Here is a 12,397-nt window from a genome sequence, read left to right on the forward strand (position 1 = left end):
TAGTATTGCCGAGGTGGTGGAATTGGTAGACACGCAACCTTGAGGTGGTTGTGCCCATAGGGTGTAGGGGTTCGAGTCCCCTTCTCGGTACCAATTAGTCAGGAGAGCCCGCTGTTGCGGGCTTTCTTGCAGGTGGAAGGTTACATTGACCCTGTAGGGGATCGGTCGTATACTTCCGCCCCAGCTTTGTCGCGGGGTGGAGCAGTCTGGTAGCTCGTCGGGCTCATAACCCGAAGGTCGTCGGTTCAAATCCGGCCCCCGCAACCAGTTTAAGGAGCCCCTTTTAAGGGGCTTTTTGTTAGCTGGACACTTTCAACGCCGCTGTTCGACGGCGTTTCAAGGATGGGCGTTTCGCCCATTTTTTTATTTTGCATAGCATGCACATACATGCACTAGGGGGTTCAGGTGTCGAGCAAGCTAGAAGAGTTGCAGGCCTTGCTGGCCCCGGTGGTCGTGGCCCTAGGCTATGAATGCTGGGGTATCGAGTTTTCGGCTCAGGGTCGTCACTCGATGTTGCGCGTTTATATCGATAAAGAAGGCGGCGTGCTGGTGGACGATTGCGCCATCGTCAGCCGTCAGATCAGCGGTGTGCTGGATGTTGAAGATCCAATCTCCGTTGAGTACACCCTTGAAGTTTCCTCGCCTGGCATGGAACGCCCTCTGTTCACTCTTGAGCAGTTTGCAAAATTTGCCGGTGAACAAGTGAAGATCAAGCTGCGCTCGCCTTTTGAAGGACGACGCAACTTTCAGGGCCTTCTGCGCGGCGTAGAAGAGCAGGATGTCGTGGTGCAGGTAGATGACCATGAGTTCCTGTTGCCGATCGATATGATCGACAAGGCCAACATTATTCCCAGTTTTGACTGAGGCGTGCCAGATACTGCGGATCCCGCGGATCCAATGGCTTGCGAAAGGCGAGGCGTACGATGAGCAAAGAAGTACTGCTGGTTGTTGAGTCGGTATCCAATGAAAAGGGCGTACCGGCAAACGTGATTTTTGAAGCGCTGGAGCTGGCCCTGGCCACTGCTACCAAGAAGCGTTTCGAAGACGAAGTTGATCTGCGTGTGGAAATCAACCGCCACACGGGTGCATACGAGACATTCCGTCGCTGGACGGTCGTCGAAGAAGCAGACCTGGACGATCCGGCCATCGAAACCTGGCCGAGCAAGGTTGCCGAAACGCATCCTGGTGCCAAGGTCGGTGACGTCGTAGAAGAGAAGATCGAGTCTATCGAGTTCGGCCGCATCGCTGCACAGACTGCCAAGCAGGTCATCGTGCAGAAAGTTCGCGAAGCCGAGCGCGCTCAGGTTGTTGACGCTTACCGCGAGCGCCTGGGTGAAATCATCTCCGGCACCGTGAAAAAAGTCACCCGCGACAACGTGATCGTTGATCTGGGCAACAACGCTGAAGCGTTGCTGGCCCGTGAAGACATCATTTCTCGCGAAACTTTCCGGGTTGGCGTGCGTCTGCGTGCGCTGCTCAAGGAAATCCGCACCGAGAACCGCGGCCCGCAGCTGATCCTGTCGCGTACCGCGCCGGAAATGCTGATCGAGTTGTTCCGCATCGAAGTGCCGGAAATCGCCGAAGGCCTGATCGAAGTAATGGCTGCGTCCCGCGACCCGGGTTCGCGCGCCAAGATCGCGGTCCGCTCCAAGGACAAACGCATTGATCCGCAAGGCGCTTGCATCGGTATGCGCGGTTCGCGCGTCCAGGCAGTGTCCGGCGAGTTGGGCGGTGAGCGTGTGGACATCGTCCTGTGGGACGATAACCCGGCTCAGTTCGTGATCAATGCAATGTCGCCGGCTGAAGTGGCGGCAATTATCGTTGACGAAGATGCCCATGCAATGGACATCGCCGTTGGCGCAGACAATCTGGCTCAGGCCATCGGTCGCGGTGGTCAGAACGTGCGTCTGGCCAGCCAGTTGACTGGCTGGACCCTGAACGTGATGACCGAATCGGACATCCAGGCTAAGCAGCAAGCAGAAACCGGCGACATCCTGCGCAACTTCATCGACGAGCTGGAAGTCGACGAAGACCTGGCACAGGTGCTGGTAGATGAAGGCTTCACCAGCCTGGAAGAGATTGCCTACGTACCGTTGGAAGAAATGCTCAACATCGACGGCTTTGACGAAGAAACCGTCAACGAGCTTCGCGCTCGTGCCAAGGATCGTTTGTTGACCAAAGCCATCGCTACTGAGGAAAAGCTGGCAGACGCCCATCCGGCCGAAGACCTGCTCTCGCTTGAGGGTATGGACAAGGATTTGGCGATGGAACTGGCGGTGCGCGGCGTAATTACCCGCGAAGACCTGGCCGAGCAGTCTATTGACGACCTGCTCGACATCGACGGCATTGACGATGATCGTGCCGGCAAGTTGATCATGGCCGCCCGAGCCCACTGGTTCGAGTAATTAGGCGCGGCCTGAGGAGAGAAGTGCATGACGCAAGTCACGGTGAAACAACTGGCCGATGAGGTCAAAACACCGGTAGAGCGCCTGTTGCAGCAGATGCGTGAGGCAGGTCTGCCGCACACCGCCGCCGAAGAACATGTGACTGACAGTGAGAAGCAATCGTTGCTGACTCACTTGAAAAGCAGCCACAAGGCGAAAGTGGAAGAACCACGCAAGATTACGCTGCAGCGTAAAACCACCAGCACCCTGCGTGTTGCTGGCAGCAAGAGCATCAGCGTTGAAGTACGCAAGAAGAAGGTCTTCGTACAGCGCAGCCCGGAAGAAATCGAAGCCGAGCGCAAGCGTGAACTGGATGAACGTCGCGCAGTAGAAAATGCTGCTCGTCAGAAGGCTGAAGAAGAAGCCAAGCGTCGCGCCGAAGAAGAAGCGCGTCGCCAGCCTGCTGCTGCGTCGACCGCTCAAGCCGTACCTGTTGCAGCGCCTGCTGCGGTGGCCGAGCCAGTTCGCGAAAGCGCACCGGTTGTGGCGGCTGCTCCAGCGCCTGCGGCCGATACCCGCAAGCGTGACGAACAGCGCCGTCCGGACAAGCCACGTGCCGACGACAGCAATCGTCGCGGTAGCGGCGATGGCGAGCGCAAAAACGCTCCGCATCGTGCTTCGGTCAAGGAAAAGGCTCCGGCTCCACGTGTTGCCCCACGTACTACCGACGAAGAAAGCGATAGCTTCCGTCGTGGTGGTCGCGGCAAGGCCAAGCTGAAGAAGCGCAACGCCCACGGTTTCCAGAGCCCTACCGGCCCTGTCGTGCGCGAAGTGAAGATCGGCGAAACCATCACTGTTGGCGATCTCGCCCAGCAGATGTCGGTGAAGGCTGCTGAAATCATCAAGTTCATGTTCAAACTGGGTACTCCAGCGACCATCAACCAGGTACTGGATCAGGAAACTGCCCAGTTGGTTGCCGAAGAACTGGGCCACAAAGTGACCCTGGTCAGCGACACCGCCCTGGAAGACTCCCTGGCCGAGTCCCTGAAGTTTGAAGGCGAGGCAGTTTCCCGTGCACCAGTCGTGACCGTAATGGGCCACGTTGACCACGGTAAGACTTCCCTGCTCGACTACATCCGTCGTGCCAAGGTTGCTGCTGGCGAAGCCGGTGGTATCACCCAGCACATCGGCGCATACCACGTTGAAACCGACCGTGGCATGGTGACGTTCCTCGACACCCCTGGTCACGCTGCGTTTACCGCAATGCGTGCCCGTGGTGCCAAGGCGACCGACATCGTGATCCTGGTGGTTGCAGCGGACGACGGCGTGATGCCGCAGACCATTGAAGCTGTCCAGCACGCGGTAGCGGCTGGTGTGCCACTGGTTGTTGCAGTGAACAAGATCGACAAGCCAGGTGCTGACCTCGATCGCATCCGTAGCGAACTGTCGGTTCACGGCGTGACGTCGGAAGAGTGGGGTGGTGACACTCCGTTCGTACCGGTCTCGGCGAAGATGGGTACTGGTGTCGACGAACTGCTCGAAGCCGTATTGCTGCAAGCCGAAGTTCTGGAACTGACTGCAACTCCTTCGGCTCCTGGCCGTGGCGTTGTGGTTGAGTCCCGTCTGGACAAGGGCCGTGGCCCGGTGGCTACCGTTCTGGTTCAAGACGGTACCCTGCGCCAAGGCGACATGGTCCTGGTCGGTTCGAACTATGGCCGTGTACGTGCCATGCTCGACGAGAACGGCAAGCCAATCAAGGAAGCCGGTCCGGCCATCCCTGTCGAGATCCTCGGCCTGGACGGTACCCCGGATGCTGGCGACGAGATGAGCGTGGTTGCCGACGAGAAGAAAGCCCGTGAAGTGGCTCTGTTCCGTCAAGGCAAGTTCCGCGAAGTCAAGCTGGCCCGTGCTCACGCCGGCAAGCTGGAAAACATCTTCGAAAACATGGGTCAGGAAGAGAAGAAGACGCTCAACATCGTCCTCAAATCCGACGTCCGTGGTTCGCTGGAAGCGTTGAACGGTGCCTTGAACGGCCTGGGTAACGACGAAGTGCAAGTGCGTGTAGTGGGTGGCGGTGTCGGTGGTATCACCGAATCCGACGCCAACCTGGCACTGGCCTCCAACGCTGTACTGTTCGGCTTCAACGTGCGTGCCGATGCCGGCGCGCGCAAGATCGTCGAGCAGGAAGGTCTGGATATGCGTTACTACAACGTGATCTACGACATCATCGAAGACGTCAAGAAAGCCCTGACCGGTATGCTCGGCAGCGATGTTCGCGAGAATATCCTGGGTATCGCCGAAGTGCGTGACGTGTTCCGTTCGCCGAAGTTTGGCGCGATCGCCGGTTGCATGGTTATCGAAGGTGTTGTGCACCGTAACCGTCCGATCCGTGTACTGCGTGAAGACATCGTTATCTTCGAAGGCGAGCTGGAATCCCTGCGCCGCTTCAAGGATGACGCTTCCGAAGTACGTGCCGGCATGGAATGCGGTATCGGCGTGAAGAGCTACAACGACGTCAAGGTCGGTGACAAGATCGAAGTCTTCGAGAAGGTGCAGGTTGCTCGCAGCCTCTAATTCGCGCACTTCAGGAGCCGTGACGGGTCGTCGCATGCAAATGCGCAGCTCGTCACCAGGACTCTAAACGCAACGCCCGGTCTGGCTTTTGTCAGGCCGGGCGTTTGCCGCTTTCAGACCTCACGGGTTTCACCGTGGGGCAGTAACAGGTAACAAGACATGGCAAAAGAATATAGCCGTACCCAACGCATCGGCGATCAGATGCAGCGCGAGCTTGCACAACTGATCCGTCGTGAAGTCAAAGACCCGCGCGTCGGCCTGGTCACCATTACCGCAGTGGAAGTCAGCCGTGACGTCGGTCACGCCAAGATCTTCATCACCGTGATGGGGCAGGACAGCGCCGAAGAAATTGCACAAAGCATCAAGGTGCTCAACTCCGCCGCCGGTTTCCTGCGTATGCAGCTGGCTCGCGAGATGAAACTGCGCAGCGTTCCACAGCTGCACTTCCACTACGACGAAAGCGTCGTGCGTGGTGCGCATCTGTCGGCATTGATCGAGCGCGCAGTGGCTGAAGACAATCAGCATCCGGTTGCGGCAGAAGCCGAAGACACCAAGGAGTAATCGGTGGCTCAGGTCAAACGTATCCGTCGTAACGTCAGCGGCATTATCCTTCTCGACAAGCCGCTGGGGTTCACCTCCAACGCGGCCTTGCAGAAAGTTCGCTGGTTGCTGAACGCCGAAAAGGCAGGTCATACCGGCAGTCTCGATCCCTTGGCCACCGGCGTGTTGCCGCTGTGCTTTGGCGAGGCCACCAAGTTCTCACAATACCTGCTCGACTCCGACAAGGGTTATGAAACCCTGGCGCAACTGGGCAAGACCACCACCACGGCGGATGCCGAGGGTGAAGTTTTGCAGGAACGCCCGGTGACCGTTGGTCGCCCCGATATCGAGGCTGTACTGCCGAAATTTCGTGGGCAAATCAGTCAGATACCGCCGATGTACTCGGCGCTCAAGCGTGATGGCCAGCCGCTGTACAAGCTGGCTCGTGCAGGCGAAGTAGTGGAGCGCGAACCGCGTTCTGTTACTATTACGCGCTTGGAATTACTGGCCTTCGAAGGTGATACTGCGCGGCTGGCGGTGGATTGCACTAAAGGCACCTATATCCGCACCCTGGTGGAGGATATCGGTGAGCAACTCGGTTGTGGCGCTTACGTTGCAGAACTGCGACGTACCCAGGCCGGGCCATTCACCCTGGCGCAGACGGTTACCCTCGAAGAGCTGGAAGCGGTACATGCCGAAGGCGGCAACGAAGCGGTCGATCGCTTCCTGATGCCATCGGACAGCGGCCTGCTGGATTGGCCACTGTTGCAGTTCTCGGAAGCGAGTGCGTTCTACTGGCTCAACGGCCAGCCGGTACGTGCCCCGGATGCTCCGAAGTTCGGCATGGTGCGGGTACAGGATCACAATGGTCGCTTCATCGGTATCGGTGAAGTGAGCGAAGACGGGCGCATCGCGCCGCGTCGACTGATTCGGTCAGAATGACCGAAACCAGTCTGTGTAACAGCAGGCTGGCGAGGGTGGCTGTCAACAGGCACGGTCACTACTCATTTTTAGATACAGGGATTTGTCCCTGGCCTGTTGAAACTGTTTTTCGACAAACAGTTTCCTGATAAAAGGATTGCCTCATGGCTCTCGACGTTCAAGAAAAAGCTCAAATCGTAGCTGACTACCAGCAAGCTGTTGGTGACACCGGTTCGCCAGAAGTGCAAGTTGCACTGCTGACCGCCAACATCAACAAACTGCAAGGTCACTTCAAGGCCAACGGTAAAGACCACCACTCCCGTCGTGGTCTGATCCGCATGGTTAACCAGCGTCGTAAGCTGCTGGACTACCTGAAAGGCAAGGATCTGGGTCGCTATCAGACTCTGATCGGTCGCCTGGGTCTGCGTCGCTAATAAGCGATTGCGCTAGAGGTTGGTTGTCTGTCGTGCACCAGCGGGTTTCCCGTTGGCGCATGGCAGGCTCCCAGCCTCAAGTTTTATCTGGATACCTGCTTTGCCTGAGTAGCACCTGGACAAACCGGTCGGGCCGATTCCCGACATTGCCCAAGAATTTCGCAAGAAACCAGTTCCCCCAAGAGCCACAAAGAAGGTAGGACACCGTGAACCCGGTAATCAAAAAATTCCAGTTCGGTCAGTCGACCGTTACCCTCGAGACTGGCCGTATCGCCCGTCAGGCCTCCGGCGCAGTATTGGTCACCGTTGACGACGACGTCAGCGTATTGGTGACCGTAGTCGGTGCAAAACAAGCCGATCCAGGCAAGGGCTTCTTCCCTCTGTCTGTTCACTACCAGGAAAAGACTTACGCTGCCGGTAAGATCCCTGGCGGTTTCTTCAAGCGCGAAGGCCGTCCTTCCGAGAAAGAAACCCTGACTTCCCGACTGATCGACCGTCCGATCCGTCCGCTGTTCCCCGAAGGCTTCATGAACGAAGTGCAGGTTGTCTGCACCGTCGTTTCCACCAGCAAGAAGACCGATCCGGACATCGCTGCGATGATCGGTACCTCGGCTGCTCTGGCAATCTCCGGCATTCCTTTCGATGGCCCGATCGGCGCTGCCCGCGTTGCCTTCCACGAAAGCACCGGCTACCTGCTGAACCCGACCTACGAGCAACAGGCTGCCTCGAGCCTGGACATGGTCGTTGCCGGTACTTCGGACGCCGTGCTGATGGTTGAATCGGAAGCCAAAGAGCTGACCGAAGACCAGATGCTGGGCGCGGTACTGTTTGCTCACGACGAGTTCCAGGTTGTGATCAACGCCGTCAAGGAACTGGCCGCTGAAGCTGCCAAGCCGACCTGGACCTGGGCACCTGCGCCAGAAGCCACCGAACTGCTGGGCGCTATCCGTGCCGAGTTCGGCGAAGCGATCTCCCAGGCCTACACCATCACCGTCAAGGCCGACCGTTACGCTCGCCTGGGCGAGTTGAAGGACCAGGTCGTTGCCAAGCTGTCCGGTGAAGAAGGCCAGCCTTCTTCCAGCGAAGTCAAAGCGGCTTTCGGCGAAATCGAATACCGCACCGTTCGCGAAAACATCGTTAACGGCAAGCCACGTATCGACGGTCGCGACACCAAGACCGTACGTCCGTTGAACATCGAAGTCGGTGTTCTGCCAAAAACCCACGGTTCGGCTCTGTTCACTCGTGGCGAAACCCAGGCTCTGGTCGTTGCAACACTGGGTACTGCCCGTGACGCACAACTGCTGGACACCCTGGAAGGCGAGAAAAAAGACCCGTTCATGCTGCACTACAACTTCCCTCCGTTCTCGGTAGGCGAGTGTGGTCGCATGGGTGGTGCTGGTCGTCGCGAAATCGGTCACGGCCGTCTGGCCCGTCGTTCGGTGTCGGCCATGCTGCCTGCCGCTGACGTGTTCCCGTACACCATCCGTGTTGTGTCGGAAATCACCGAATCCAACGGTTCGAGCTCGATGGCTTCCGTTTGTGGCGCTTCCCTGGCCCTGATGGACGCTGGTGTGCCAATGAAGGCGCCGGTTGCCGGTATCGCCATGGGTCTGGTTAAAGAAGGCGAGAAATTCGCCGTCCTGACCGACATCCTGGGTGACGAAGACCACCTGGGCGACATGGACTTCAAGGTAGCGGGTACCGCCAAAGGCGTCACCGCGCTGCAGATGGACATCAAGATCAAGGGCATCACCGAAGAGATCATGGAAATCGCTCTGGGCCAAGCCCTGGAAGCGCGCCTGAACATCCTCGGCCAGATGAACCAGATCATTGGCCAGTCGCGTACCGAATTGTCGGCCAACGCTCCGACCATGATCGCGATGAAGATCGACACCGACAAAATCCGTGATGTCATCGGTAAAGGCGGCGCGACCATTCGTGCGATCTGTGAGGAAACCAAGGCTTCGATCGACATCGAAGACGACGGTTCGATCAAGATCTTCGGCGAAACCAAGGAAGCGGCGGAAGCTGCTCGTCAGCGCGTTCTGGGCATCACCGCTGAAGCCGAGATCGGCAAGATCTATGTCGGTAAGGTTGAGCGCATCGTCGACTTCGGCGCATTCGTCAACATCCTGCCGGGCAAGGACGGTCTGGTTCACATCTCCATGCTGAGCGATGCTCGCGTTGAGAAAGTGACCGACATCCTCAAAGAAGGCCAGGAAGTGGAAGTACTGGTACTGGACGTGGACAACCGCGGCCGTATCAAGCTGTCCATCAAAGACGTGGCGGCAGCCAAGGCTTCGGGCGTTTAATCACGCCTCACGCCTGACCGCTTCAACGTTATAAAAAATGCCCCGCAGTGAAAGCTGTGGGGCATTTTTTTGTCTGCAGGAAATTGAGACGTTCCGGAAGTTGCCTGCCCCTGAAGTCAGTGCTAGGTTTAGCCCACCGCCCGTGTAGCTCAGCCGGTAGAGCAGCGCACTCGTAACGCGAAGGTCGCAGGTTCGATTCCTGTCTCGGGCACCAGCAACACTTGTTTTCAGATGATCCCGAATGGTTCTGAAGGCCAGAAAAACCATGCTTGATACGGTTTTTTTGCGTCAGAGAGATCCTTGATGATCCAGATCCATCTTCCATTCCCCAGATCAACGAGAACGCCATGACAATAAAAGAATTGACCCAAGAAGCCCGACACGAAGAAGCACTGAAAAAGTACGTGCTGGATGTGCCGGATCTGATGGAGGAGATCAAGGACCTGAGTCCCGATGATCAGAAAGACCAGATTCAATGGGCTTTCGAGGACGAGGCGGAAGCCCAGGGCCTGCAGCCGTGGGAGCTGACGCTCAAGTACACCTCAACGCCGGAAGAATACGAAGCAGAACGCCTGAAGCTGCACAAAGAAGCGGCCGAGGTGTTGGGCGTCGAGTGGGAAGAGTACTGCGAGATGAACAATCTGGTGGTCTGACAAAAAACGCCAGCCTTGAAGAGGCTGGCGTTTTTCATGCGGCGCGGCGCGATCAGAGGCTCAGTCGCATCGACAGGTCTACCGCCTTCACATCCTTGGTCATCGCACCAATCGAAATATAATCCACCCCGGTTTCGGCGATGGGCAGCAACGTATTTTCGTTGATCCCGCCGCTGGCCTCCAGCTTGGCCTTGCCAGCGTTCAGGCGCACGGCTTCGCGCATGTCGTCCAGGCTCAGTTCGTCGAGCATGATGATGTCGGCACCGGCCGCCAGCGCTTCTTTCAATTCATCCAGGCTTTCCACTTCAATCTCGACCGGTTTGCCCGGGGCGATCTTGTGCGCGGCGGCGATGGCCTGCGCGATGCCGCCGCTGGCGGCGATGTGGTTTTCCTTGATCAGGAAGGCGTCATACAGGCCGATGCGGTGGTTATGGCAACCGCCGCAGGTTACGGCGTACTTTTGCGCCAGGCGCAGCCCCGGCAGTGTTTTGCGGGTGTCCAGCAGCTTGACCTGAGTCTCGGCCACGAAGTCCGCCAGGTATTGCGCACGGGTCGCCACGCCGGAGAGCAGTTGCAAGAAGTTGAGGGCGCTGCGTTCGCCGGTCAGCAGCGAACGTGCAGGGCCTTCGAGGTGGAACAGCACCTGATTGGGTGTCACCCGTTCACCGTCGGCAACCTGCCAGTGCACCGCCACCCGTGGGTCCAGTTGCCGAAACACGTTATCCACCCAGGCGGTGCCGCTGATGACGGCCGCATCGCGGGTAATGATGGTGGCTTTGGCCAGGCGTTCGGCCGGGATCAACTGTGCGGTGATGTCGCCGCTGCCGATGTCTTCACGCAACGCACGGCGCACGTTGGCTTCGATTTCGGCGGTCAGATCGGCGAGACGTAGATTCGGCATAACGGACTCCACAAACAAAGTGGCTCGATTATAGGGCCATGGCACGGACCAACCCAAGGCATCAGAGCGTTACGTTGGCACTGGCGCCTGCATTTGGTCGAATCCCTGCCGTTGTCGCGTTGTTCATTGTTGCCGAGCAAACGCCTGTTTGAGAGCTGATGCAGAGTCTTCTGGCGCAAAGGGGAGCTTTTCAAGATAATCCGCCTTGTATTTGACGTCATGAGTTTGACGAGCCGAAGCAAAACCGTTCCTGGGAGACCGAATGCACAACGACGGGAATGTAGTGCCTTTGCACAAGGCAACTACCGACCAGGTGGCTCACTCGCCACTCGCCCGCCTGCCGGCGATTCTTCTCCAGGTTCGCGACAAGGCCGCGCAACAGCTGCGGCACGGATTGCAGGCGTTGTTCGATAACGCCGACGACACCCTCTTCGAAATGGCCGACCGCGCCCACTGTGACGTCGAACAGAACATCTTCTTTCAAGCGATGCGCGATTTGCGCCTCAAGCGCAAAAGCATCGAACGGGTTTTTCTCGAACAGTTTTTCGCCGCGTTTATCCGTCTCGCCCAATACGAAAGCGTGCTTGCGGCTTTGCCCCATGCCCTGGATGCCGATACCTCGACGGTGCAACCCGATGACGAGCGCGAGCGCACGGTCGCGGTGCAAGCGATGGTCAACCGGGTGCTGGACCGCGACGGTTTCGCCTTGGACCAACTGACGGCCCGGCTCTGTGCCTTGTTGGGCAAGGAGCCGGGCGATCTGCACAATCCCCTGGGTCCGGCGATGTTCTGCGAGTACTTTTTGCAAGCCGCACGCCAGTTGGGGCTGGAGATCAAGGTCAAGCTGATCATCCTCACTTTGTTTGAGCGCTATGTCCTCAGCGAGGTCGATCAGCTTTACGCAGAAGCCAATCAGTTGCTGCTCGCCACCGGTGTGTTGCCCGACCTGAAACCGGCCCCGGTGCGTCGCACCACGGACCGACCTGACCAAAGCGTCACGGGCGGACTGACCGACGAGGGCCCCGATCCGATTTCCACGCGAGATCTGTTGCGCCTGCTTTCGCACTTGCAGCAATACGTGCCGGCACCGGCGGCCGTCGATGATTTCGATCTGCGCAACCAACTCGAACTGTTGTTGACCCGGGTCAGCGTCAAAAGCGGCAGGTCGCGGGTTTTCGGGGAGGCCGATGAGGATGTGATCAACCTGGTCGCCCTGCTTTTCGAATGCATGCTCGATGATCGCAACCTGCCGGACTCCCTCAAGGCACTGGTCGGCCGATTGCAGATTCCACTGGTCAAGGTGGCGCTGCTCGACAAGAGCTTCTTCAGCCGCAGCAGTCATCCGGCGCGACGTCTGCTCAACGAAATCGCCAACGCGGCCATGGGGTGGGGAGTCTGTGACGATCATGACCGTGACAGCCTGTACGTACGCATCGACCAGGTCGTACAGCGCCTGTTGAATGACTTTGTCGATGACCCGGCGATATTTTCCGAATTGCTGGCTGATTTTCTCGCGGTTACCCAGGACGAGCGAAGCCGCACCGACCTGGCCCCGGAGCTGCGCAACGGCGTGGCGCGAATGCTTGACGATACCTTGCTGTTCGAGCGTGCACTGGAGTCGGTGATCGGCAACCTAAAGCGTCTCAATCGCGGCAAGTGATCGCGCCCCGGGGGATTA

Annotated in this window: 9 protein-coding genes, 3 tRNA genes and 1 pseudogene; 12 read left to right on the top strand and 1 reads right to left on the bottom strand. The window is 58.2% G+C overall.

The genetic code is table 11. The features are described 5' to 3' along the window. Positions 1–7 precede the first annotated feature (7 nt). From AB4O40_RS21405 to AB4O40_RS21455, 11 genes are all read left to right on the top strand, one after another. Positions 8–93 (top strand) — tRNA-Leu (locus tag AB4O40_RS21405). A gap of 97 nt (positions 94–190) precedes the next feature. Further along, positions 191–267, top strand: a tRNA-Met gene (locus tag AB4O40_RS21410). A gap of 138 nt (positions 268–405) precedes the next feature. Next, positions 406–864: a ribosome maturation factor RimP gene (rimP, locus tag AB4O40_RS21415; RefSeq protein WP_007915250.1), complete on the top strand. Its 459-nt coding sequence runs from the start codon at positions 406–408 to the stop codon at positions 862–864. Between the two features lie 59 nt (positions 865–923). Further along, positions 924–2,405, top strand: a complete 1,482-nt coding sequence (nusA, locus tag AB4O40_RS21420; RefSeq protein ID WP_007900474.1) for a transcription termination factor NusA — start codon at positions 924–926, stop codon at positions 2,403–2,405. Positions 2,406–2,432: 27 nt separating this feature from the next. Beyond that, a complete protein-coding gene (gene infB / locus AB4O40_RS21425) occupies positions 2,433–4,958 on the top strand; it encodes a translation initiation factor IF-2 (RefSeq protein ID WP_056728243.1) in 2,526 nt (841 codons plus the stop codon). A 159-nt stretch (positions 4,959–5,117) separates the two neighbouring features. Beyond that, positions 5,118–5,519 (top strand): 30S ribosome-binding factor RbfA, encoded by a 402-nt coding sequence (gene rbfA / locus AB4O40_RS21430; RefSeq protein WP_007973108.1) that lies wholly within the window; start codon positions 5,118–5,120, stop codon positions 5,517–5,519. 3 nt (positions 5,520–5,522) lie between these two features. After that, on the top strand, positions 5,523–6,440 hold the full coding sequence (gene truB / locus AB4O40_RS21435) for a tRNA pseudouridine(55) synthase TruB (protein ID WP_056728245.1): 918 nt from the start codon (positions 5,523–5,525) through the stop codon (positions 6,438–6,440). Positions 6,441–6,583: 143 nt separating this feature from the next. Next, positions 6,584–6,853, top strand: coding sequence for a 30S ribosomal protein S15 (gene rpsO / locus AB4O40_RS21440; RefSeq protein WP_015093441.1), 270 nt, complete (start codon positions 6,584–6,586; stop codon positions 6,851–6,853). A 206-nt stretch (positions 6,854–7,059) separates the two neighbouring features. After that, positions 7,060–9,165, top strand: coding sequence for a polyribonucleotide nucleotidyltransferase (pnp, locus tag AB4O40_RS21445; protein WP_007915263.1), 2,106 nt, complete (start codon positions 7,060–7,062; stop codon positions 9,163–9,165). A gap of 138 nt (positions 9,166–9,303) precedes the next feature. Next, positions 9,304–9,379, top strand: a tRNA-Thr gene (locus tag AB4O40_RS21450). Positions 9,380–9,512: 133 nt separating this feature from the next. After that, positions 9,513–9,818 (top strand): DUF6388 family protein, encoded by a 306-nt coding sequence (locus tag AB4O40_RS21455; protein WP_056728247.1) that lies wholly within the window; start codon positions 9,513–9,515, stop codon positions 9,816–9,818. Between the two features lie 52 nt (positions 9,819–9,870). Here the strand turns inward: AB4O40_RS21455 and nadC are convergent, their stop codons facing one another. Next, a complete protein-coding gene (gene nadC / locus AB4O40_RS21460) occupies positions 9,871–10,719 on the bottom strand; it encodes a carboxylating nicotinate-nucleotide diphosphorylase (protein ID WP_056728249.1) in 849 nt (282 codons plus the stop codon). 262 nt (positions 10,720–10,981) lie between these two features. Between nadC and AB4O40_RS21465 the strand changes: the two are divergent. After that, positions 10,982–12,268: pseudogene (locus AB4O40_RS21465) on the top strand (DUF1631 family protein); the annotation flags it as partial. Between the last annotated feature and the right edge of the window lie 129 nt (positions 12,269–12,397).

It is taken from the genome of Pseudomonas sp. S2_F07, assembly GCF_054668325.1.

Bases quoted from the DNA above. Each gene is read 5' to 3' on its own strand.
- infB (WP_056728243.1), top strand. From the start codon at position 2,433: ATGACGCAAGTCACGGTGAAACAACTGGCCGATGAGGTCAAAACACCG.
- rpsO (WP_015093441.1), top strand. From the start codon at position 6,584: ATGGCTCTCGACGTTCAAGAAAAAGCTCAAATCGTAGCTGACTACCAG.
- nusA (WP_007900474.1), top strand. From the start codon at position 924: ATGAGCAAAGAAGTACTGCTGGTTGTTGAGTCGGTATCCAATGAAAAG.
- AB4O40_RS21455 (WP_056728247.1), top strand. From the start codon at position 9,513: ATGACAATAAAAGAATTGACCCAAGAAGCCCGACACGAAGAAGCACTG.
- nadC (WP_056728249.1), bottom strand. From the start codon at position 10,719: ATGCCGAATCTACGTCTCGCCGATCTGACCGCCGAAATCGAAGCCAAC.
- rbfA (WP_007973108.1), top strand. From the start codon at position 5,118: ATGGCAAAAGAATATAGCCGTACCCAACGCATCGGCGATCAGATGCAG.